Source organism: Kribbella pratensis (assembly GCF_004365355.1).
In the GTDB taxonomy this organism is placed as follows: Bacteria; Actinomycetota; Actinomycetes; order Propionibacteriales; family Kribbellaceae; genus Kribbella.
This window is the reverse complement of record NZ_SODP01000003.1, coordinates 1,180,764-1,202,464: the sequence shown is the minus strand read 5'-3', so window position 1 is coordinate 1,202,464 and position 21,701 is coordinate 1,180,764. Positions and strand designations below refer to the sequence as shown.

Below are 21,701 nucleotides of genomic sequence, written 5' to 3'. Positions count from 1 at the left end.
CCCGCGCCGGCGGGCCCAGCGCTCCCGCTTGATCCAGTACGCCGTGCTCGTCGTGCTGGTCCTGGTCGCCGTGTTCGTCGCGAACTGGCACCAGATCGGCAGCGTGTTCTTCAAGCCGGAGTTCATCAAGTCCACGTTCACCGACGGCGTGCTCAAGGCCCTGGTGAAGACGCTCGAGTACACGGCCGGCGCCTTCGTGATCGGTCTGGCCGGCGGCACGCTGCTGGCGTTGATGAAACTCAGCCAGGTCGGCCCGTACCGGTGGATCGCGACGGCGTACATCGAGTTCTTCCGCGGACTGCCCGCGATCGTGGTGTTCATCGCGTTCAGCCTGCTGCCGCTGGCGTTCCCGGGCATGACGATCCCCTGGGATCCGTACGGCGTGGTGTGGCTGGCGCTCGGGATCGTGGCATCGGCGTACATGGCCGAGGTGATCCGGGCCGGTATCCAGGCCGTGCCGAAGGGACAGGTCGAGGCGGCCCGGTCGCTCGGCATGCCACCCGGGCTGGCGATGCGGAAGATCGTTCTGCCGCAGGCGTTCCGGATCGTGCTGCCTCCGTTGACGAACGACCTGATCCTGCTGGTGAAGGACTCGTCGCTGGTGTTCATGATCGGCGTCGCCGCGGACGGGTACGAGCTCACCGGCTTCGGCCGGGATCTGGCCAACACGTACTCGAACCTGACGCCGATCGTGGTCTGCGGCTTCTGCTACCTGCTGATCACGCTGCCGCTGGGCATCCTGGCCCGCCGGCTGGAAGCACGAACTGCGAGGACGCGCTGATGGCTTTGGTCGAGATCAAGAACCTGCACAAGTCCTTCGGCAGCAACCACGTCCTGCGCGGGATCGACTTCACCGTCGAGCAGGGCGAGGTGGTGTGTGTCATCGGCCCGTCCGGATCGGGCAAGTCGACGCTGCTGCGCTGCGTGAACTTGCTCGAGAAACCACAGCAGGGACAGGTGATCGTCCGCGGTGAGGACATCACCGACCCGGACTGCCACCTGGACGCGGCCCGGCAGCAGATCGGGATGGTGTTCCAGCAGTTCAACCTGTTCCCGCACCTGTCGGTGCTGGCCAACTGCACCGTTGCCCAGCGCACCGTTCTGAAGCGCGGGCCGCAGGACGCAGACCGGATCGCCCGCGCCAACCTGGAGCGGGTCGGGCTGAGCGACAAGATCGATGCGTATCCGGCGCAGCTGTCCGGTGGTCAGCAGCAACGGGTCGCGATCGCGCGGGCGTTGTCGATGGACCCGGCGCTGATGCTGTTCGACGAGCCGACGTCCGCGCTGGACCCGGAGCTCGTCGGCGACGTCCTGACGGTCATGCGCAAACTCGCCCTGGACGGTATGACGATGCTCGTCGTCACGCACGAGATGGCCTTCGCCCGCGAGGTGGCCGACCGGGTCGTGTTCATGGACGCCGGTGTCATCGTGGAGCAGGGCCCGCCCGCGGACGTGATCGGAAGTCCCACGGAGGAGCGCACTCGTACCTTCCTCCGTCGCGTCCTCGACCCGACGCACGTCGAACCGTCCTGATCGTCACGCTGCGTGCCCGGGTGATCGACGGGCCGCAGCGTCACGAGCGATGACGACACGAATAGGTCTCCTTTCCCGGTTGGTCCGTGCGCTGTCCACAGGTCGTTGTGTCAAGATGCGGACACATGGCACCGGGGCCGACCGGTGCCCGGGTTTGGAGGACCTAGATGTCTGTCCTGCGTAGGACGCTGGCCTTGTCCGGTGTCCTGGTTCTCGCCGCCGCCGGTTGCGGTTCGAACTCTCTCGAAGGTGGTTCGTCCACCTCACCGTCGAGCGCCCCCTCCAGCGCTCCCTCGAGCGGTCCGTCCAGCAGCGGCCCGGATCTGAGTGGTTCGCTGCCGCCGAAGATCAAGTCGGCCGGGAAGATCGTCGTCGGCGTGGACGCCAGCTACCCGCCGAACGAGTTCCTGCAGGGCGGCAAGACCGTCGTCGGCATGGACGTCGACCTGTTCAACGCGGTGGCGCAGAAGTTCGGCGTCACGGTCGACTGGCAGCCGGCCGGCTTCGACACGATCATCACCGGTGTCCAGAGCGGCAAGTACGACGTCGGCGTCTCGTCGTTCACGATCAACGACAAGCGCAAGCAGCAGGTCAACATGGTCAGCTACTTCAATGCCGGCACGCTGTGGGCGACCGCGAAGGGCAACCCGAAGGGTGTCAAGCCCGACGACGCGTGCGGCAAGACCGTCGCGGTGCAGAAGGGCACGACGCAGCTCGAGGACGACATGCCGAAGCGGCAGGCCGCGTGCAAGGCCGCCGGCAAGCCCGAGATCAAGCTGGTCGTCCGGGAGAAGCAGGACCAGGCCACCGCGGACCTGGTCGGCGGGAAGGCCGACGCGATGCTGGCCGACTCCCCCGTCGTGCTGTACGCGATCAAGCAGACCAACGGTCAGCTCGAGCAGCTCGGCGACATCTACGACGCCGCGCCGTACGGCTATGTGATCCCGAAGGCGGAGACGGCGTTCGCGCAATCGATCACCGAGGCGCTGAAGGCCCTGAACACCGAGGGCACCTACAAGAGCACGCTGCAGAAGTGGAACAACGACTCCGGTGCGCTCACCGACTTCGCCGTGAACCCGTGAGGCTCCCATGAGCACTGACGCCACCGAGACCCGGCCGACGGATGCAAGCCCCGATCGGCCGGGTGCCATCAACGCCGTACCGGTCCGGCATCCCGGCCGCTGGATCGCGATCGCCGTGATCGTGATCCTGGCCGCGATGCTGCTGCACCTGCTGCTGTCGAACAAGGCCTTCGACTGGAGATTCGTCTTCCAGGCGATGAACCAGCAGCCGGTGATCAACGGCTTCATCAAGGGCACGTTGCTGGTCACCGTGCTGTCGATGATCATCGGCGTCGGGGGCGGCGTCGTACTGGCTGTTATGCGGCTGTCCGACAACCCGATCCTGGCCGGGGTGTCGTGGGTGTTCACCTGGTTCTTCCGGAGCATCCCGCGGTACATCCTGCTGTTCACGATGGGCACGCTCGGGATCCTCTTCCAGCAGGGCATCGCGTTCGGGGTCCCGTTCGACTGGAAGATCATCGACTGGCTCGGGCTGTCCGGTGACTGGCGGTTCTACACGCTGGACGCCAATCAGATCTTCACCGGGATCGTCGCCGGTGTGATCGGTCTCGGGCTGTCCGAGGCGGCGTACATGGCCGAGATCGCCCGCGCCGGCATCATGAGCGTCGACCCGGGCCAGGCCGAGGCGGCCGAGGCGCTGGGGATGAGCAGCGGCAAGGTGATGCGCCGGGTCGTGCTGCCGCAGGCGATGCGCGTGATCGTGCCGCCGACCGGCAACGAGACGATCGCGATGCTGAAGGACACCTCGCTGCTGCTCGCCGTACCGGTGATCGGCGAGCTGTTCTACCAGCTGCAGTCGATCGGCAGCACCTACTACAAGACGTTCCCGATCGCGGTCGCCGCGACGCTGTACTACCTGGCCGCGACCAGCGTGCTGATGGTCGGCCAGTACTTCCTCGAGCGGCACTTCGGCCGTGGTTTCGGGACCAAGGCACCGCGGGCAGCGCGGCCGGCCGGAGCGGGAGGCGCCTGATGCCACTGGTTCATGCGGTGAATGTGACCAAGTCCTTCCACCACAACGAAGTCCTGAAGGGCATCGACCTCGATGTCGATGCCGGGCAGGTCGTGTGTCTGCTCGGGCCGTCGGGCTCGGGCAAGACGACGTTCCTGCGCTGCATCAACCAGCTCGAGACGATCGACGGCGGCCGGATCTGGGTCGACGACGAACTGATGGGGTACGCCGACCGCGACGGGAAGCTGTACCGCCTGAAGAACAAGGAGATCGCGGCGCAGCGGCGCGAGATCGGGATGGTGTTCCAGCGGTTCAACCTGTTCCCGCACATGACCGCGCTGGAGAACATCGTCGAGGCGCCCACGCAGGTCAAGCGTGAGTCGAAGAAGACCGCGCGGGAGCGGGCGATGAAGCTGCTCGACCGGGTCGGCCTCGCGGACCGCTGCAACGCCTACCCGGCGCAGCTGTCCGGCGGTCAGCAGCAGCGGGTCGCGATCGCGCGGGCACTGGCCATGCAGCCGAAGCTGATGCTGTTCGACGAGCCGACGTCGGCGCTCGACCCCGAACTGGTCGGCGAGGTGCTCGCGGTGATGCGGGAGCTCGCGCTCGACGGGATGACGATGATCGTGGTCACCCACGAGATGTCGTTCGCCCGCGAGGTCGCCGACACGGTCGTGTTCATGGACGGCGGCGTGGTCGTCGAGGCCGGTCCCCCGAAGGACGTCATCGGCAACCCGCAACACTCCCGCACCCGGGCGTTCCTCTCCCGACTCCGCTCGGAGCACGAACACCCCTGAGTTCGGGTACGGTCGGAATACGAGTCCCACACAAGGTGCCGCGCACGGTCATGGGGCCCTCCCGGCCTGGACTGAGGAGCGGAGGGAGCCCCATGACCACGCCGGTGCCGAAGGCCCGGCCGACAGCACAGGAGACGATGTGAGCAGCACGGGACGAGCCGCCGAGGTCCGCCTGAGTATCCCGGCGGACGGCGCCTACATCGCCGTACCGCGATCCGTGGTCGGCAACCTGGCTGCCCGCAACGACTTCACCCTGGACGCGATCGACGACCTGCGGATCGCCGTCGACGAGGCCTGCGCGCTGCTGCTGCCGGAGGCGGCCGACGGCGTGCTGGAATGCGTGTTCGAGATCGACCCGCCGCAGCTGACGGTGCGCGCGAGCGCCGTCGTGCCGGGCGGCTGGATGCCCGACACCGACTCGTTCGGCTGGACCGTCCTGACCGCGCTGGTCGAGTCCGCCGCGGCGGAGACGATCGACGGGCGTCTGACCATCACCGTGACGGCTACCGCCACCGCGACGGAGAGCCTGTGAGCAAGTGCAGCGAGCGGACGATGAGCACAGCACAGTGGCCTGTCTCCCCGCAGCCGAGCGCCGGCGAGGCGCGGGCGTGACAGACGAGCACATCCCGAGCGAGCCTCGGGAGTCTACGGATCTGCGTACCCGGACGGCGGACTTCTTCCAGCGGATGGCCGCCGCCGCGGGGCCGGGCGACCCCGCGCACACCGCGGCGCGCGACGGCCTGGTCGCGCTGCACATGCCGCTGGTGGAGCATCTGGCCCGCCGGTTCCGCAACCGCGGCGAGCCGTACGACGACCTGGTCCAGGTGGCCACGATCGGTCTGATCAAAGCGATCGACCGTTTCGATTCGGATCGCGGTGTCGAGTTCTCGACGTACGCGACGCCGACGATCCTGGGTGAGATCAAGCGGTATTTCCGGGACAAGGGCTGGGCCATCCGGGTGCCGCGGCGACTGCAGGAGCTGCGGTTGTCACTGACCGCGGCCACGGCCGAGCTGACGCAGGAGCTCGGCCGGGCGCCGACCGTGGCTGAGCTGTCCGACCGGCTCGGGCTGTCGCCGGATCTGGTGATCGAAGGGCTCGAGTCCGCGAACGCTTACAACACCTTGTCCCTGGACGCTCCCGACCAGAACGAGACCGACGCGACCACGGTCCTGGACGGCCTGGGCGGCGAGGACGAGGCGTTGGAGAGCGTCGAGTACCGGGAGTCGCTCAAACCCTTGCTGGCACAGCTGGACACGCGCGAGAAGCGGATCCTGACGCTACGGTTCTTCCGCGGTATGACGCAGTCCCAGATCGCCGAGGAGATCGGGATCTCGCAGATGCATGTCTCCCGGCTGCTGGCCCGGACACTGACCGAGCTCCGCGCCGGCTTGCTGAAGGAATAGCTGCCTAGAGCACCGGATGATCGTTGGCCTCGCCACCGGCCAGGGCGTCGGTGGATGCCTTCTGGAACACGCAGATCAGTACGGCGAGGGCCGCGACGGCGAGCGCGACGGCGACGGCCTTGGTCGATCCGCCCCAGAAGCTGTACGCGACCAGGAGCTGGATCAACTGGGTGAACACCGTCGGTCCACGACTCCAGCGCACGGCCCTCCACAACCCGCGGGCGACGAAGCCCAGCGCCACGCCGTACACGAGGAAGAAGCCGGCCGTGGTCAGACCGAGCACCAAGCGATCGCCATGAATCGTCAAGCCTTCGCCAATTCCGAGAACGATCAGTGCGAGGCCTTCCAAAGCGACCACTGCCGCGGCTAGCTTGAGCGGTCTCGGGACGGCGGCAGCTGGGGAGTCGGTCGGCACTGCGCCAGCTTAGTGCCGCCATGTCCTGGGGCGGCTTGTGGACCCGAGGCCCTACAGGGATTTGAGGGTTGTGCGTAACCAAAAGAAGGTTGGAACGGTTACCTGCAGTGAACGGGTGATTGCGGAAGAGCGGCTCCGTCCGATAACCGGATGGGGAGTACGACGCTGCGCCAGTTCCGAGTGTTAAGGAAGCGTTGTGATCGGATCGACAACTCCATAACCCTTGTTTCGATCCGCCAAGATTGGGAACATGGTCTCGTTCGTGAATGCGTTCACAACGCATCGCACTTAAAAACCCCCCGTGCGAAACGAATCGACGAGTACAGCACCGCTGATTGGGCACAGACCTTCCCGTCAGCTTACGTCAACTACTGAGAGAGATGGGATCCGCCATGGATTGGCGCCACCGGGCCGTATGCCTCGACGAGGACCCGGAACTGTTCTTCCCCATCGGCAACACCGGCCCCGCGATCATGCAGATCGAGGAAGCCAAGCAGGTGTGCCGACGCTGCGACGTGCGTGAGCAGTGCCTGGCATGGGCTCTGGAAGCCGGCCAGGACCACGGTGTCTGGGGCGGTCTGAGCGAGGACGAGCGCCGCGCTCTCAAGCGCCGCAACGCCCGCCAGCGCATCCGCACCGCCTGAGTAAGTCCTCTCGGGGCCCCGCGGAAATCACCGCGGGGCCTTTGTGTTTCACCAGCCCCCTAGTCCTTGACCGGGATGTCCAAGGTGACCTGCGTGCCGGGCTTTCCGTCGTGGCGGTTGCCGAATTCGAGCGTCCCGTCCAGCTCCCCGATCACCAAGGTGCGGACGATGGACAGGCCCAGGTTGCCGGACAGCTCGGAGTCGAAGTTCGTCGGCAACCCTTTGCCGTCGTCGATGACGTTGATGTGCAGGCGTCCGACCGACCGCTCGGCGGTGAGCTCGATCCTGCCGTTCGCCTCTCCCCCGTCCCGGGCGCCGAAGGCGTGCTCGACCGAGTTCTGCATCAGTTCGGTCAGCACCATCGCCAGCGGAGTGGCGACTTCGGAGTCCAGTACGCCGAACGTCCCGCTCCGTCGCGTCTCCACCGCGGTCGAGACCGTCGACACATCCGCGACCATCGCACCGACCCGGTCGGCCACGTCGTCGAAGTCGACGTGCTCGTCGAACGATTCCGACAGGGTCTCGTGGACGATCGCGATCGACCCGACCCGGCGGACCGCTTCGGCCAGCGCGGCCTGGCCTTCCGGGACGGTGATCCTTCGGGCCTGCATCCGGAGTAACGCGGCGACCGTCTGCAAGTTGTTCTTGACGCGATGATGAATCTCCCGGATGGTCGCCTCCTTGGTGACCAGCTCCCGCTCCCGGCTCCGCAGCTCCGTGACGTCGCGGAGCAGGATCAGCGCTCCGACGTGGGCGCCGTCGGCCCGCAGCGGGATCGCCCGGAGGAACAGCGTTGCGTCGGAGTTCTCGATCTCGATCTCCTTGGCCGCGCGCCCGGTGACCACCGACGCCAGCACGTCGTCGACCTTGTGTCCGGAATGCAGCAACTCCGCGGTGATGTCCTTCAGCCGGCTGCCGACCAGGTCGGTGACGAGCCCCATCCGCCGGTAGGCCGACAACGCGTTCGGGCTCGCGAACGTCACCATGCCGTGCCGATCGACCCGGATGCAGCCGTCACCGACGCGTGGCGTGGTGGACAGCAGCCGCTCACCGCCGTACGGAAAGACGCCGTCGGTGATCATCCGGGCCAGGTCGGTCGCGCTCTGCAGGTAGGCGATCTCCAGCCGCGACGGCGTACGGACGCCGAGCAGGTTGGTGTTGCGCGCGATCACCGCGATCACCCGGGTGCCCCGCCGTACCGGGATCGTCTCGACCCGGACGGGGACGTCGTCGCGCCATTCGGGATCGCCCTCGCGGCAGATCCGGCCGCCGTCGTACGCCTGGTCGAGCAGGTGCCGGCGGCCGCGCGGGATGAAGCTGCCGACGATGTCGTCGAGGTACGCCGTCGGGCCGGTCGTCGGGCGCATCTGGGCGCCGGCCCAGAACCCGAGTCCCTCGGTGTCGGGCAGCCAGAGCACGAGATCGGCGAACGACAGGTCGGCCAGCATCTGCCAGTCGGAGATCAGCAGCTGCAGGCGGTCCAGGTCGGGCTGGTCCAGGGTGGTGTGGTTTCGAGCCACGTCGGTCAGAGACGGCACGGGTTCGATGCTACCGACGGTCGTGAGGGTGTGTGGACCAGCACTCGGAGTGGTCCGCTCGACAACGTGGTGTAGACAGGTGTTAGTTGATTCAGCACAGATGAAAGGATGCTCGGGTGGAGTCGACGTACTGGCAGGACGTGATGGCCGCGGACTACGCGGTCCCGCACGACCGTACGCTGACCGAGCTCACCGAGGAGCTTGTCCGCGGGCTGGCCAGCACCAACCCGCAGGTGCGTGACGCCCTGGCCTACCCGACGCTCGCCACCTGGCTGGAGCGCGGGGTGTACGACGACCTGCTACCCGGGTTCGGCGACGGGCTCTGTGCCGGACTGAACTACGGGCTCGGCGAGGATGGCACCGACACCGTGTTCCGCCGCTCCTTCACCGCGCTGACGCTCGCGGAGGTCATCCACCGCGACAACGCCGAGTTCCTGGTCCACGACGAGGTCGTGATGCGCTGGGGCGACCGGCTGGCGACCTGGCTGCTGCGCGAGCGCGACCTGCGCGGGTTCGTGAAGGACTGCGGCTGGGCGCATGCCGTTGCCCACGGCGCCGACGCCATCGGCGCGCTGGCCCGGTCCCGGCACTGCGACGCCGGCGTACTGCGGGCGTTGCTCGACGTACTCGCGGACCGGATCGTCAAGGACACGCCGTACCGCTGGGTGCACGAGGAGCACGACCGGGTCGCGCATGCGGTGATGACGGTCCTGCACCGGAACATGCTGAGCAGCGACGAGCTCGAGCGCTGGCTGAAGCCGATCGCGGCGACCGCGAGCCAGCAGCCGCTGATGCACGAGACGCTGCCGGAGTGGCCGACGCCGGCGGTCTTCAACGCCCGCGGGGTCCTGCACGTCCTGCTGAGCCAGCTCGCGATCGGCGTGAAGGGGTTCCCGATCCCCGGCGACGACGAGCTCTTCGGCCGGCCGATCGAGGCCCGCGCAGATCTGCTGCTGATGCTGACCGAAGCCGTCCAGGCCTCGCAGCCCTACATCTACCGCCCGGCGACTAATCCGTCCTGAGCGCGACCGTCGCGACCACGGCCCGGTGATCCGTCCCCTCGATCGGGTATGTCGTGAACCGCCCGGGCTCGAACTGCCGCGTCACCACGACATGATCGATCTGCGTTCGCAGTAACGCCGGCTGGTCGGCCGGCCACGTACCTTGCAGGCCACCTCCGACGGTTGGTCCGACGCTGCGGCAGTAGCCGCCCAGAGCGTTCCGGAAGTCGGCGTGGTCGAGGGTCGCGTTGAAGTCCCCTGCAACTATCGTCGGCGCGTCCTGGGCGCACCACCGGCGTACGTGCAGGAGGTCGCTCTTCCAGGTGGTGACGGAGTCGGTCAGCGGCGGGAAGCCGTGGTACGCGATCAGCCGGATCGGGCCGAGGTTGCCGCCGGTCACGATGATGTTGCCGAAGGTAGTCCCGGCCTCGGACCCGAACGACACGTTCCCGAGCGAGGACGACGCGAGCACACTGGTCGCACTCTCGACCGCCTTGCTCGGCTGGGCCGTATAACCCTTGTACTGCTGGTCCTGCAGCTGCGCCCGGATCTCCTCGCGCACGTCGACCTGTGCCTCCGGCAACGAAACCAGGTCCGGCTTCCGGTCCCGGATCACCTGGGCCACATCCGCGGCGCGGGCACCGCCGCCGAGGACGTTCGCGACCATGATCGTCAGCACCCGGGAGCCTGCCGGAGCAGGCCTGGCGTCGGAGAACCGGCGCGGGGCGACCAGCGCGCCGCCGACCAGGGCGAGCGAGGCGACGAGCACGGCGGCGATGCGCCACCCCCGGCGTACCAGCATCAGGAGGGCCAGCAGCAGTACGACGACCAGGCCTTGCGGACGGAACGCGGCCAGCTGGGCGAACGGGGTCACCTCGTCCAGACCGAACAGTTCGGGATACAGCGGCACGGCAACGATGACGAGGAACAGCACGGACAGCACGACTCGCCGGACGAACCATGCCTTTTCGTTATCCATGCACCAACCTGAAGGTCTAGTCGCTTGTGCTGACGAACGGTAGCGTGCTCCGTTGCGCCTGCTGTGTCCCGAGGAGGTTTGCAGTGTCTCGATTGTCCGCGGTCAGACCCGCGTACTGGATCTCCGGTGTGCTGCTGGTTGTGGCGGTCGTCGTACCGCTGCTCGTGCCGACGTACGCCAAGGCGGATCCCCACCTGTGGGGTTTCCCGTTCTTCTACTGGTACCAACTGATGTGGGTCTTTCTTTCCGCGATCCTCGTCAGCATCAGCTACCGGCTGCTCCGCGCCGAGGAGCGCAGGCGACGGGCGGCACAGGGCCTTGGTGACCCTGAGGCCGCTGATGCCGCTGATGCTCCGGTGAAGGAGGGTGACCAGTGAACACAAGTGTCGACTGGGTGCAGCTGATCATCGTCATCGTCATCTTCGGCGCTGTGACCGTGATGGGCTTCATGGCGTCCCGCTGGCGGAGCGCCGGTCATCTCGACAACCTCGACGAGTGGGGTCTGGGCGGCCGCAACTTCGGTACGTTCGTCACCTGGTTCCTGCTCGGCGGCGACCTGTACACGGCGTACACGTTCATCGCGGTGCCCGCCGCGATGTACGCGACCGGTGCGATCAGCGGCTTCTTCGCCGTTCCGTACACGATCGTCGCGTATCCGATCGTGTTCATCTTCATGGCCCGGTTGTGGTCGGTCTCGCACCGGAACGGGTACGTGACCCCGGCCGACTTCGTCAGCGGCAGGTACGGCAGTAAGGCGCTCTCGCTGGCGGTCGCAGTCACCGGCATCCTCGCGCTGATGCCGTACATCGCGCTGCAGCTGGTCGGCATGCAGGCGGTCTTCGAGACGATGGGGCTCGGCGGCAACAACACGCTCGCCAAGGACCTCCCGCTGCTGATCGCGTTCGCCGTACTCGCGGCGTACACGTACTCCTCCGGGCTGCGGGCGCCGGCGATGATCGCGTTCGTCAAGGACTTCCTGATCTACGTGGTGATCCTGGTCGCGATCTTCTACCTGCCGCACGTGCTCGGCGGCTGGGACTCGATCTTCGGTGCGGCCAAGGAGAAGATGGCCAAGCCGAACCCGGTGACGGGCAAGCCGACCGGATCGTTCATCCCCGGCAACGCGGGCTACGTGTCCTACTGGACGCTGGCCCTGGGGTCCGCGATGGCGCTGTTCATGTACCCGCACTCGGTGACGGCGGTGCTGTCGACGAAGACCCGCAACGTCGTACGCCGGAACGCGGCGATCCTCCCGGCGTACTCGCTGCTGCTGGGGCTGCTCGCCCTGCTCGGCTTCATGGCGATCAAGGCGAACGTGAACGTGAAGGGGCTGGACGGGCTGGCCAACCCGCAGCTGGCGATCCCGCGGCTGTTCGACCAGGAGTTCCCGTCCTGGTTCGCCGGGATCGCGTTCGCGGCGATCGCGGTCGGTGCGCTGGTGCCGGCGGCGATCATGTCGATCGCGGCGGCGAACCTGTTCACCCGCAACATCTACCGCGCGTTCATCAAGCCGTCGGCGTCACCGGCCGAGGAGGCCAAGGTCTCCAAGCTGGCGTCGCTGCTGGTGAAGGTCGGCGCGCTGGTGTTCGTGCTCGCGATGGACAAGACGATCGCGCTGAACCTGCAACTCCTGGGCGGTATCTGGATCCTGCAGACGTTCCCGGCGATCGTGGTCGGTCTGTACACACGCTGGTTCCACCGGTATGCGTTGCTGACCGGCTGGGCCGTGGCGATGGTGTTCGGCACGGTGTCGGCGTACAACGTGGTGAACCCGGCGACCAAGAAGCACTTCGGCGGATCGCTGGCGAACATCCCGTTCACCAACACACCGGCGTACATCGCGCTGACCGCGTTCGTGCTGAACGTGCTTGTCGTGATCGTGCTGACGGTCCTGTTCCGGGCCCTGAAGGTGCCGGACGGTCAGGACACCACGCACCCGACGGACTACCTCGCCGACCGCGGCGACCCGGGTGTGAAGGACCTGCCGGAGATCCTCGACGACGGCGGAGCCGCAACCGCCAAGTCCTGAAGCAGTCCGGGTGACGGCGGTCCTTCGGGGCCGCCGTCACCGTTATGCGGCACCGTCACTTCTTGAAGTTAAGTCGACACGCTGCGGGGTCAGCTTGCCCGGTTTCGGGCCGCAGGTTCGGCAGAATCGCACACGTGCTGCTGGTCCTCCTCGTCATGGTGCTCGCTGCCGGGGCGGCGCTCGCGACCGGCGGCGGTTTCGGACGGCTCGCGAACAACACGTTGACCGGTGTGCACTGGCTGGCCGCGGCCGCGATCGGGCAACTGCTCGGCTCGGCCTTCGGGGGCACGGTCTACCCGGTCGGGCTGATCGGCTCAGCGGTCTGCATCGCGGTCTTCCTCCGGCTCAATGTCCGCCATCCCGGCGTCGGCCTGCTGGCGCTGGGGTTCTTCAGCAACGCGCTCGTGGTCGCGTTGAACGGCGCCATGCCGGTGTCCCTCGCGGCGCTTTCGCGCGCGGGCGTGGGCTCTGCTGTCGTCACCGATCCGCGGCACGAGTTGTCCGACGCCGCGACGCGCTTGCGGTGGCTCGGGGACGTCGTACCAGTCGCCCTTCCCGGGCTCGGTCAGGCCGTCAGCCCGGGCGACGTACTGATCGCCGCCGGCGCCGGTCTCCTGCTGTACGCCGGAATGGGCGCCTCAGGCCGGGTGCGCGCGACAACCGCCCCGGTCTGGGACGAACTGGAACCCTGCGCCGGAACCCCCACGCTGCTCAGGCTGTCGCCCGAGGCCTGCTCAGAAGCGGAAGCCGCGACCGATCACGCGCCGGAGTGACTCGACCACGACCGGGTCGTACTCCGCGCCGATGCCCAACCCGACCGACTCCATCGCCTTGTCCGGCGACTGCCCCGACCCTTCCCCCACCAGCTGCTCGTAGGCCAGCGCAACATTCACGATCCCGCTCTCGACCGGGATGTCGGCGTTGTTGGCCCGCCCCTGCCGGTACGGATCGTTGGAGTGCCTGACGATCTCGGCCACATGATCCAGCACCCCCGACCGCTCGATCACCGAAGCCCCGATCTCCGCCGCCCGCTGCCGCTCCTCCCGCGTCCGCAGCAACGAAGCCCCACCCGGACTTGGATCCGCCAGCGCCAACTGCCCCACCCCGGACAGCAACGCCGCATACTCCAACGCCTCCATCCTGGCCGGCGTCAACCCGAGATCATTGCCGATAGCAACCGCAAGCCTCGCCGTCCGCGCATTCTGCCCGGGACTGCTGAACCCGGCAATTTCCGTACTCCGAGCCATCGACCGCACCGTCGCCCGATAGGTGCGCTGCGCCGAGGCAAACCGCCGAAACGCGAACTGCGTCAGCAACAACGGTACGACGACCAGGGGCACGGCCCACAGTCCGATCAGCGACGTGCCGGCAGCCAGCAGCATCCCGCTGATACCCATCGCCAGGCCAATCCGGGTCATCACCACGAGCTCGTCGCGAAGTGCCGAGGGGAACGGACGGTTGAACTTCTCCGTGTCCTGACCCGCCCCGACCAGGGCATCAACAACTCCGGCGGACAGGACACCCAGCAGCATCGCACCGGTCAACGCAATCGCGTGTGTCCACGAGCCGTTCCAGGCAAAGTCTTCCGGTGTGATCAGGACGAATGTGATCGCCGCACAGGCGACCGACAGCACCCTTCGACTCGAGATCACCAGATCCCACGGGAGGCCGGCTATCGCGCGGGGAAACACGCCGGCGAGCGTCGCCAGCCCGGTGACCGCCACGATCTGCGCCACCTCGGGTGGAGCGTGTAGCGCAGGACCGCGCAACATGACGTACCCGAGTGCGGCGCTCGTTGCGATAGGCGCACGGTTGCGCGTGCCGTCGACCCGGAACTGAACCGTCTCGCCGACTGCGATCAGGAGCCCGAAAACGGCGGCGAACGGCCACTCCGTGACTCCGCGGCGGGCGGTGAGAAACACCGCGACCAATCCGATGGCGCAACCAGCCGCGGCGAGCACGATCCCGCTGCCGAGACGACGTGATTCGTCGAGCTCGCTGGATTGGCTCATACCGGTCCGGCCGCCGAACCGGAGGCGCCACCGCTGCTTCCCAAGCTGAGATCATCGTGGTCGATGGCCTGAACGCTGCCGTCAGGCGCCGGCTGATCGGCCGCCGCGGCCTTCCAGCCTTGGGATCGGATGACCTCGACGAACGCATCGACCAACTCCGGATCGAAATGCGTCGTCTTGTCCTGGACGAGAATCGCGAGGGTCTCGTCGACACTGCGGGCCGGACGGTACGACCTCGTCGACGTCAGGCAGTCGAACGCGTCGACGATCCCGATGATCCGGGCGAAGTACGGAATGTTCTCGCGGCTGAGTCCGGCCGGGTACCCGGTCCCGTCGTACTTCTCGTGATGGTGCAGGACCGCGGACTTGACCTCTTCGAGGAACGGGATGTTCCCGATGAGCTCGACGCCGCGGGCCGGGTGCAGCCGGATCGCGTTCATCTCGCTGTCGTCGAGCCTGCCCGGCTTCCGGATGATGCTGGTCGGCACGCCGACCTTGCCGACGTCGTGCAACAGACCAGCATGCTGGAGCGCGGTCTGCCGATCGGCGCTCAACTGCAGATGCTTGCCCAGCAAACCGACGCCTGCACTCACCCGCTCGGAGTGTCCGCGGGTATACAGATCCTTCGCCTCCACCACCTCGATGAATGCGCGCATTGTGGCTGCCTGCGCTTGTTTCTCGGCCTCGTACTGCGACAGTGCCCAGCGCGCGACCACCAGCGGCACGAGAATCAGCAGTCCGGCCGCGAATCCCATGCCACCGATCCAGACCACGGCGAGCAGCAGACCCAGGCAGCCATAGCCGAGCAGCGGCAGAAGCGTCGGTGCCGCCGCGTACCGCATCGATTTCAGCGGCGAGACCCCCTGATCGAGCAGCAGGACAGTCGACATCAGCAGCGCGTTGACAACCAAGGTCGCCAGGCAGGCCAGGGTTCCCGCCAGGACCATTCGCTGGGGAGACTCCAGAATCGGAGCCCCGACAGGACCGCCGGCCAGGTCGTACACCAGGCCACCGACGGCCGCGGACAGCACGAACTGGGCACCGTTGAAGGCGCGTTTCATCAGCGGAATACCACGCCGCTGAACCAATGAGTTGGCCGCGGACACAACCACCGCGGCGGCCGGGCCGGCCAGCGGGTACACAGCAACAAGAATGACTGTGTCGAGGGACGTCCGGTTCTGCTGGTCCAGCCGGGACCGCAGCGAGCCGCCGACGAGCATGTATGCGCACAGCAACAACACGCGGCCGTAATCGGAGACGAATGTCGACGACACGGCAAACACTACGACAGCAGCCAGCACGATCGCGCCGACGAACAGGCGGAGCATCCGCATACGCATCAAGTTACCTCGCAACCGCGCACGTCAGTGCAGCACTCCGGCCGGGGGTTCGTTCTGAGCTGATAGCACTCAGGTACGGTGATGACAGCCGCGACGCCGTATCGTAACGTCAAGAACCGACCGAGGACAACACACTGCTAGGTAGGTCCGGTGCGCAGTCACTGGACTGCCGCATAACTCAGCGGCGCCGCTGTGAGGTCGGACGCAGGCTTGGTGGGGCCGGCACGACGCCGCCACTGAAGCCCGAAACCTGAATCGGCCGCTGTCGGGGACCAGGTGACCCGCACGACGACGGCAACGAATGGAATATTGCAGTCACCACTCCCACTGGTCGGCCAGCATCTTACGTCACCTCCCATCAGCGGTCGCAGTCTTGTGCCCAGCCGACGGCGGAGCACAGGGGGGCAGACAGCACAACGCTGACTCTTGATCATTTTGCTTCGGCAGGGGCGCCGCGAAACACTGTAAGCCCAACCGTGACCCGCCGCCGAGCGCGAAGCCGACGGCGCCATATGAGAGACTGTGACTCTTTGCAGTTGTTTCAAGGAGGCTTAGAAATGGGTAAGACCGGCCGCAAGCGTCGCGCACGCAAGAAGAAGGGCGCGAACCACGGCAAGCGCCCGAACGCCTGATCCCAGGCGGCTACAGACAGCGAGGACCTCGGAGAAATCCGGGGTCTTTGCGATTTGGTCACAGCTTTACAGCAGACCACTTTTGTCAGAGGTCCTGTATTCGGAGAGTCTCTGCCCGCATACTGATTGCGATCTTTCAAACGATCGTTGGGTAATTGGCTCCCTCGTCTGGCAACGCTGTGGATAACGGCGACCGCTCGTCGGCGGATCCGCTTAGAGTTGGCTCCGGAGGTTTCCGGTACTGACCGTATCCCCAGCGGATCCGAAGAGTGAGGGAGGTGACCGCGCTGTCCGAGCCGTCGGCGCTGACGCTGAGCGAACTGCTGCGCACCTTCCGCACCCGGGCCGGCCTGACGCAGGCAGCCCTTGCCGAGAAGGCGGGCCTCAGCGAACAGGCGATCAGCGTCCTCGAACGCGGCACCCGCAGCCGTCCCCGCATGGACACCATCCGCGGACTCAGCAAAGCGCTTGATCTCACACCGGCCGAGGCAGACCAGTTCCTGGCTGTTGCCCGCGGCAAGGGCGCCCATCCCCGGCCACCCAGTACCCCGTCCGATCCGGCGACAGAGGCCGTCCCGACACCGTGGCAACTACCTCCGGCCGCCCCGGACTTCACCGGCCGAGCAGCCCAGATCGACGCTATCCTCTCGGTGCTCCGCAGCCCGGAGGGCGCCGGACGCCCAGCGGTGGCGATCGTCACGGTCACCGGGATGGGCGGAATCGGCAAGACCACGCTGGCAGTCCAAGCCGCGCACAAGTTGGCCGACAGCTACCCCGACGGAAATCTCTATCTCAATCTGCGCGGCTACGGTCCCGGTGCGCCGATGACAACGGCCGATGCGCAGCGGCAACTGTTGCGCTCGGTCGGTTTGGCCGGTGATTCGATTCCCGAGGATGTCGACGAAGCCGCTGCCCTGTTGCGGTCCCAGCTCGCCGGCCGACGGGTTCTGCTGCTGCTCGACAACGCCACAGATGTCGCGCAGATCCTCCCGCTGCTTCCCGGTAGCGCGGGCGCGGCGGCGATCATCACCAGCCGTGGCTCACTGGTGAACCTGCCGGGAGCACGGCAGATCCGTCTCGACGCGTTGTCGGAGTCGGAGGCCGTGGAGCTCATCAGCGGCGTCATCGGACAGGACCGCGTTGCCGCCGAGCCGGAAGCGACGGAGACGCTCGCCAAGTACTCCGGCCGGCTGCCGCTCGCGATCCGGCTGATCGGTGGCCGGCTGGCGACCCGGCCGACCTGGCCGATCCGGCATTTCGTCGACCTGCTCAAGGACGAGGGCCGCCGGCTCGACAGTCTGGGCTCCGACGAGACCGGCGTACGGGCCAGCATCGCGAGCTCTGTGCATTTCCTCGAGACCAGCGATCGGGACCTGGATCGCGAGGCCGCGCAAGCCCTCCCGTTGTTGAGCATTCCGGACGGGGCCGACCTGCTGACGGCGGTCGCCGCCCGGCTGCTCAACCTCCCGGTACGCCGTACCGGCACGATCCTCGAACGCCTCGTCGATGTCAGTCTGCTCGAGTCGGTCGCGCCCGACCGCTACCGTTTCCACGACCTCATCCGTGCCTACGCCCGCGAGCTCGCCGAGCAGACCTTGACCTCGGCTGAACGCGATGAAGGTCTGGCCAGGGTGCTTCGTTTCTACATCGCCGCCGCCTGGGCCTGCCAGGCGATCACCCATCCAGGCAGTCCTAGGTTGCCCTTGGCCACGATTCACGACGACCACCTTCCGGTATTCCGCGACGACGAGGAGTCGTTGCGCTGGCTCGACGACGAACTGCGCAACCTGATGGACCGGTTCCGGCAGGCGAAGCAGACGCCTTTGTCCGGGACTGTGCTCATTCCGGAGCTTGCGCTGGCGATGTTCGGTTACCACGAGGCCCGGCGCCGCTGGAACGAGATGAGCGAGCTCGGTGAGGGTGCGCTCGTCGCCACGCAGCACCGGCGGCTCGACGCGGCGACAGCCTGGCTCCAGCACGACAGCGCGATACCGGAGGCGGAGAACGGTGACGTCACCACCGCGGTCGACAAGATCACCACCGCGCTGGCGATGTTCCGCAAGATCGGCGATCTCCTCGGTGAGGCCCGATGCTGCTCGTCGCTCGCTTATCTGGTCGGATTGCTCGGCCGGCTCGACGAAGCCTTGGAATACGCGGAGGAAGCCCTCCGGCTCAGCCGACTGATCAAGGACACCACGCTCGAGGGTGTCTCTCTCACGGCCGTCGGTGGACTGTACGACCACAAGGGTGACTACGTCAGCGCGGATCAGGCGTTCGCTGATGCCGTGGCGCTGGCCGAGCAGACCGGCGACACACGCTCGGCTTCCAAGCGCTACATCAACGCAGCGCTCTCCCATCTGAGGGTCGGCCGATTCGAGGACGCCGCACTGACCGTTACCGAGAGCCTGCGGATCTCCGGCTTGCTCGGGGACCTGATCGCCCAGTCCGAGGCGCACCATCTCCTCGCCCTCGCCACTGCATCCATGGGCGACTACGAGCAGGCCCGCGGTCATGTCGGGGCCGGACTGCAATTGGCACGACGCCGCCGGGACGCAATTCGCGAAGGACGTCTTTACCTGGAACTCGCCAGAATTGATGCTGCCGACGGCAAGCGGCGAGTGGCTATCGACAACCTGCGCCGAGCCATTGCCATCCTGAACGGGACTTCAGCGGTTCAGGCCGCCGATGCGCGGGCGCTCCTGGCGGAGCTGGAATCCGGGAGGCCCTTCACCTATACCTTCACGGCCCATTCCCTCTGACAAGGTCAGTCCGTGGTGGTGATGGTGGTTTCTACCTGGATTTGGGTTAGGCGGAGGAGGATTTTCTGGCGGAGGGCGTCGGGGGCGTGGTCGGAGCCGCAGGAGCGGTGGACCAGTTTCTTGACGCAGCGTTCCAGGTCGTATTCGTCCAGGCAGGGGGCGCACTCTTCGAGGTGCTGCCGGATCTGGTCGGAACTGGCGTCCTCGAGTTCGTTGTCGATGAAGACGTAGACCCGCTGCAGGATCTCTCCGCAGTCGACGTCGTGGTGCTCGCCGCAGCTCACGACTCCTCCTTCTCCGCGTCCGCGTCGGTGCTCGCCGCGGTCGCGTCCGTACTCTCGTCCACACTGTCGGCCGGGGGCGGGATCAAGCCGCGATCCCGTGCGTAATCACCCAGCAGGTCACGCAGCTGGCGCCGGCCGCGGTGCAACCGCGACATGACGGTGCCGACCGGTGTGCCCATGATCTCGGCGATTTCCTTGTAGGCAAAGCCCTCGACATCGGCCAGGTACACAGCCAGCCGGAAGTCCTCCGGGATCGACTGCAGGGCCGACTTGACGTCGGAATCGGGCAGGTGCTCGAGAGCGACCGCCTCGGCCGACTTCAGCCCGCCGGGAGTGTGCGACTCGGCAGCGGTGAGCTGCCAGTCCTCGATCTCCTCGGTCGGCGACTGCGTCGGCTGACGCTGGCGCTTCCGGTAACCGTTGATGAAGGTATTGGTCAGGATCCGGTACAGCCACGCCTTCAGGTTGGTACCCGGCGTGAACTGGTGGAACGAGCTGTAGGCCTTCGCGAAGGTGTCCTGCACCAGGTCCTCGGCGTCGGACGGATTACGGGTCATCCGCATCGCCGCGGCGTACATCTGGTCGAGGAACGGCAGCGCTTCGCGTTCGAACCGCGCGGTGCGCTGCTCGGGTGTCTCGGTCGTGGTGGGAGTCGGCATCGTGATCGAGAATACCGGTGACTTCCCAGTACTCCGCTCCGGAGCCACTCTCGTCGCCATCATGTTCGTCACAACGCGCCCGGTCGCGGGGTCATTCCCGAGCGCCGACCGTTATCCGGACACCTCGCGGGTGACCCACTCGAACACGGCTTCGACCAGCAGGTCGTACGTCTCCTGCTGATCCAGCTCCGCCCGCTTCGGCACCTTGAACGCATGGTCCGCGTCCGGCACGACAGCCATCTCGGTCAGCGGCGGGAACTCCTCCGGCGTACCGAACGGATCCCGCTCCCCCTGGACGACCAGCGTCGGCAGCCCGGCCTGGTGGAGCTCGTCGACCCGCGACTTCTCCGGCTTCCCCGGCGCGTGCAGCGGGAAAGACATCGCGAGTACGCCGGACGCCCCCAGGCTGCTCGCAGTACGGCAGGCCACCCGGGCGCCGGCGCTCCGGCCGCCGATCACCAGCGGCGTACGCACCCGCAACTGCCCGATGATCGCGATCCAGGCCTCGTCGAGCACCTTCGGCGCCGGCGCGAGCTTGCGGCCGGCGCGGCGCCAGGGCTGCTCGATCAGGAACACGTTCATGTCCTGTTTCGGCAGCCGGCCGGCCAGCGCGGCCAGGTCACCCGACTCGATCCCGGCCCCGGCGCCATGACCGAGAGCCAACGTCGCCACCGGCCGACGGGCCCGGTACGCGACGATCCGGGCCTCCCCGTGCGGCGTCCCCACAATGCGTTCGTCGGTCACCCGCCCCATCCTGTCATCAGCGACCGGATTCGGTGGACAGGAAACCCAGAACTGCCCAGAACAGCCGAGAACAGCTCAGAACAGCGTGGTTTCCTCGGGCGCCTGTGGTTTGTCCAGCGGGTCCACACCGTCCGGCGGCAGCGGATCGAGCAGATGGCGGCCGTTGTTCTTCACCGAGCTGACCGCCTTCGACACGGCGTACGCCTCGAGCCGGCCGGGTGCCGCGGGGACCAGGAGGTCGAGCAGCTCGTCGGGGTCGGACGACAGCGGATCGAGCCACGCGTCGTACCGCTCGCGCTCGACGAGGAGCGGCATCCGGTCGTGGATCCGGCCGAGGTCATCGGTCGCCGAGGTGGTCAGGACCGTGCAGGTCCACAACCACGCGTCGTCGGAGTCCGGGTCCTCGACCGACTTGTCGCGCCAGATCTCGTACAGCCCGGCCATCGAGAGGATGCTGCCGTCCGGCGGATGGATGAAGTACGGCTGCTTGACCGGTTTGCCGTTGACCTTCTCCTCGGCGGTGTACCACTCGTAGTACCCGTCCGCGGGCAGGATGCAGCGCCTGGTCTGGAACGCCTTCTTGAACGCCGGCTTCTCCGCGACCGTCTCCATCCGGGCGTTGATCAGCCGGTTCCCGATCGAGGTGTCCTTGGCCCAGGACGGCACCAGCCCCCACTTGACCGTGGTCAGCTTCCGGATCGTCTCGTCGGGGACCTCGCGGTTCTTCCGCTCGACCACCGCGACCACCTGGTTGGTCGGCGCGACGTTGTAGTTCTCGCCGAGCTCCTCGACGGACTCGCGCACGTTACCCGCCTCGATCTCGAACTCCTCGACGAGATCGGACGGGGCCCGGCCGGACGCGTATCTACCGCACATACCAGCAGCCTAGTGATCG

Annotated in this window: 23 protein-coding genes; 14 read left to right on the top strand and 9 right to left on the bottom strand. The window is 67.0% G+C overall.

The features are described 5' to 3' along the window. The first annotated feature begins 28 nt into the window (after nt 1-28). From EV653_RS33730 to EV653_RS33700, 7 genes are all read left to right on the top strand, one after another. Nucleotides 29-781 carry an amino acid ABC transporter permease gene (locus EV653_RS33730; protein WP_134108998.1) on the top strand — a complete coding sequence of 251 codons (753 nt, stop codon included), beginning with the start codon at nt 29-31 and terminating at the stop codon, nt 779-781. After that, nucleotides 781-1,533, top strand: a complete 753-nt coding sequence (locus EV653_RS33725) for an amino acid ABC transporter ATP-binding protein (RefSeq protein WP_134108996.1) — start codon at nt 781-783, stop codon at nt 1,531-1,533. Before EV653_RS33730 ends, EV653_RS33725 begins: the two co-directional genes overlap by 1 nt. Before the next feature lie 167 nt (nt 1,534-1,700). Then, entirely contained in the window at nt 1,701-2,615 is a 915-nt protein-coding gene (locus EV653_RS33720) for an ABC transporter substrate-binding protein (RefSeq protein ID WP_134108994.1), read from the top strand. A gap of 7 nt (nt 2,616-2,622) precedes the next feature. Beyond that, complete coding sequence (locus EV653_RS33715; protein ID WP_134108992.1) at nt 2,623-3,588, top strand: amino acid ABC transporter permease; 966 nt, start codon at nt 2,623-2,625, stop codon at nt 3,586-3,588. 5 nt (nt 3,589-3,593) lie between these two features. Then, on the top strand, nt 3,594-4,364 hold the full coding sequence (locus EV653_RS33710) for an amino acid ABC transporter ATP-binding protein (RefSeq protein WP_441294985.1): 771 nt from the start codon (nt 3,594-3,596) through the stop codon (nt 4,362-4,364). 139 nt (nt 4,365-4,503) lie between these two features. Then, entirely contained in the window at nt 4,504-4,896 is a 393-nt protein-coding gene (locus tag EV653_RS33705) for an ATP-binding protein (RefSeq protein WP_134108988.1), read from the top strand. Between the two features lie 76 nt (nt 4,897-4,972). Further along, nucleotides 4,973-5,770 carry an RNA polymerase sigma factor SigF gene (locus EV653_RS33700; protein WP_134108986.1) on the top strand — a complete coding sequence of 266 codons (798 nt, stop codon included), beginning with the start codon at nt 4,973-4,975 and terminating at the stop codon, nt 5,768-5,770. Nucleotides 5,771-5,774: 4 nt separating this feature from the next. On the opposite strand, the gene EV653_RS33695 is transcribed toward EV653_RS33700, so the two are convergent. Then, a complete protein-coding gene (locus EV653_RS33695; protein WP_134108985.1) occupies nt 5,775-6,185 on the bottom strand; it encodes a hypothetical protein in 411 nt (136 codons plus the stop codon). Nucleotides 6,186-6,577: 392 nt separating this feature from the next. On the opposite strand from EV653_RS33695, the gene EV653_RS33690 reads away from it, so the two are divergent. Further along, a complete protein-coding gene (locus tag EV653_RS33690; protein WP_130383822.1) occupies nt 6,578-6,829 on the top strand; it encodes a WhiB family transcriptional regulator in 252 nt (83 codons plus the stop codon). Between the two features lie 59 nt (nt 6,830-6,888). On the opposite strand, the gene EV653_RS33685 is transcribed toward EV653_RS33690, so the two are convergent. Beyond that, entirely contained in the window at nt 6,889-8,367 is a 1,479-nt protein-coding gene (locus tag EV653_RS33685) for a sensor histidine kinase (protein WP_134108983.1), read from the bottom strand. A 116-nt stretch (nt 8,368-8,483) separates the two neighbouring features. On the opposite strand from EV653_RS33685, the gene EV653_RS33680 reads away from it, so the two are divergent. After that, nucleotides 8,484-9,389, top strand: coding sequence for a DUF2785 domain-containing protein (locus tag EV653_RS33680; protein ID WP_134108982.1), 906 nt, complete (start codon nt 8,484-8,486; stop codon nt 9,387-9,389). On the opposite strand, the gene EV653_RS33675 is transcribed toward EV653_RS33680, so the two are convergent. Continuing rightward, the gene (locus EV653_RS33675; protein ID WP_134108980.1) at nt 9,376-10,347 is read right to left on the bottom strand and encodes an endonuclease/exonuclease/phosphatase family protein; all 972 of its coding nucleotides are present in this window, start codon (nt 10,345-10,347) and stop codon (nt 9,376-9,378) included. The genes EV653_RS33680 and EV653_RS33675 overlap by 14 nt on opposite strands. Before the next feature lie 83 nt (nt 10,348-10,430). On the opposite strand from EV653_RS33675, the gene EV653_RS33670 reads away from it, so the two are divergent. The 3 genes from EV653_RS33670 to EV653_RS33660 all read left to right on the top strand — a co-directional run bounded on the left by EV653_RS33670 (nt 10,431) and on the right by EV653_RS33660 (nt 13,149). Next, on the top strand, nt 10,431-10,724 hold the full coding sequence (locus tag EV653_RS33670; RefSeq protein ID WP_134108978.1) for a DUF3311 domain-containing protein: 294 nt from the start codon (nt 10,431-10,433) through the stop codon (nt 10,722-10,724). Between the two features lie 62 nt (nt 10,725-10,786). Further along, on the top strand, nt 10,787-12,376 hold the full coding sequence (mctP, locus tag EV653_RS33665) for a monocarboxylate uptake permease MctP (RefSeq protein ID WP_134109455.1): 1,590 nt from the start codon (nt 10,787-10,789) through the stop codon (nt 12,374-12,376). Between the two features lie 134 nt (nt 12,377-12,510). Further along, nucleotides 12,511-13,149, top strand: a complete 639-nt coding sequence (locus tag EV653_RS33660; protein ID WP_238160604.1) for a DUF5317 domain-containing protein — start codon at nt 12,511-12,513, stop codon at nt 13,147-13,149. Here EV653_RS33660 and EV653_RS33655 read toward each other — a convergent pair. Then, nucleotides 13,111-14,388, bottom strand: coding sequence for an HD-GYP domain-containing protein (locus tag EV653_RS33655; RefSeq protein ID WP_134108976.1), 1,278 nt, complete (start codon nt 14,386-14,388; stop codon nt 13,111-13,113). The two genes, EV653_RS33660 and EV653_RS33655, sit on opposite strands and share 39 nt — an antisense overlap. After that, nucleotides 14,385-15,722 carry an HD-GYP domain-containing protein gene (locus EV653_RS33650; RefSeq protein ID WP_238160603.1) on the bottom strand — a complete coding sequence of 446 codons (1,338 nt, stop codon included), beginning with the start codon at nt 15,720-15,722 and terminating at the stop codon, nt 14,385-14,387. Before EV653_RS33650 ends, EV653_RS33655 begins: the two co-directional genes overlap by 4 nt. A gap of 563 nt (nt 15,723-16,285) precedes the next feature. On the opposite strand from EV653_RS33650, the gene EV653_RS42785 reads away from it, so the two are divergent. Together EV653_RS42785 and EV653_RS33645 are read left to right on the top strand one after the other, a co-directional pair. Beyond that, nucleotides 16,286-16,360 carry a 50S ribosomal protein bL37 gene (locus tag EV653_RS42785; protein ID WP_369759046.1) on the top strand — a complete coding sequence of 25 codons (75 nt, stop codon included), beginning with the start codon at nt 16,286-16,288 and terminating at the stop codon, nt 16,358-16,360. A gap of 269 nt (nt 16,361-16,629) precedes the next feature. Beyond that, nucleotides 16,630-19,119: an NB-ARC domain-containing protein gene (locus tag EV653_RS33645; protein ID WP_134108972.1), complete on the top strand. Its 2,490-nt coding sequence runs from the start codon at nt 16,630-16,632 to the stop codon at nt 19,117-19,119. Between the two features lie 5 nt (nt 19,120-19,124). Here the strand turns inward: EV653_RS33645 and rsrA are convergent, their stop codons facing one another. The 4 genes from rsrA to EV653_RS33625 form a co-directional block, all read right to left on the bottom strand. Then, nucleotides 19,125-19,403, bottom strand: a complete 279-nt coding sequence (rsrA, locus tag EV653_RS33640) for a mycothiol system anti-sigma-R factor (RefSeq protein WP_134108971.1) — start codon at nt 19,401-19,403, stop codon at nt 19,125-19,127. After that, nucleotides 19,400-20,062, bottom strand: a complete 663-nt coding sequence (locus EV653_RS33635; RefSeq protein WP_134108969.1) for a sigma-70 family RNA polymerase sigma factor — start codon at nt 20,060-20,062, stop codon at nt 19,400-19,402. Before EV653_RS33635 ends, rsrA begins: the two co-directional genes overlap by 4 nt. A gap of 111 nt (nt 20,063-20,173) precedes the next feature. After that, nucleotides 20,174-20,815 (bottom strand): alpha/beta hydrolase family protein, encoded by a 642-nt coding sequence (locus EV653_RS33630; RefSeq protein WP_134108967.1) that lies wholly within the window; start codon nt 20,813-20,815, stop codon nt 20,174-20,176. 66 nt (nt 20,816-20,881) lie between these two features. Then, nucleotides 20,882-21,682, bottom strand: a complete 801-nt coding sequence (locus EV653_RS33625; RefSeq protein ID WP_134108965.1) for an SOS response-associated peptidase — start codon at nt 21,680-21,682, stop codon at nt 20,882-20,884. Nucleotides 21,683-21,701 lie beyond the last annotated feature (19 nt).

Bases quoted from the DNA above. Each gene is read 5' to 3' on its own strand.
- EV653_RS33725 (WP_134108996.1), top strand. From the start codon at position 781: ATGGCTTTGGTCGAGATCAAGAACCTGCACAAGTCCTTCGGCAGCAAC.
- EV653_RS33720 (WP_134108994.1), top strand. From the start codon at position 1,701: ATGTCTGTCCTGCGTAGGACGCTGGCCTTGTCCGGTGTCCTGGTTCTC.
- EV653_RS33715 (WP_134108992.1), top strand. From the start codon at position 2,623: ATGAGCACTGACGCCACCGAGACCCGGCCGACGGATGCAAGCCCCGAT.
- EV653_RS33690 (WP_130383822.1), top strand. From the start codon at position 6,578: ATGGATTGGCGCCACCGGGCCGTATGCCTCGACGAGGACCCGGAACTG.
- EV653_RS33675 (WP_134108980.1), bottom strand. From the start codon at position 10,347: ATGGATAACGAAAAGGCATGGTTCGTCCGGCGAGTCGTGCTGTCCGTG.
- mctP (WP_134109455.1), top strand. From the start codon at position 10,787: ATGGGCTTCATGGCGTCCCGCTGGCGGAGCGCCGGTCATCTCGACAAC.
- EV653_RS33655 (WP_134108976.1), bottom strand. From the start codon at position 14,388: ATGAGCCAATCCAGCGAGCTCGACGAATCACGTCGTCTCGGCAGCGGG.
- EV653_RS33650 (WP_238160603.1), bottom strand. From the start codon at position 15,722: ATGCGGATGCTCCGCCTGTTCGTCGGCGCGATCGTGCTGGCTGCTGTC.
- EV653_RS33635 (WP_134108969.1), bottom strand. From the start codon at position 20,062: ATGCCGACTCCCACCACGACCGAGACACCCGAGCAGCGCACCGCGCGG.
- EV653_RS33630 (WP_134108967.1), bottom strand. From the start codon at position 20,815: ATGGGGCGGGTGACCGACGAACGCATTGTGGGGACGCCGCACGGGGAG.
- EV653_RS33625 (WP_134108965.1), bottom strand. From the start codon at position 21,682: ATGTGCGGTAGATACGCGTCCGGCCGGGCCCCGTCCGATCTCGTCGAG.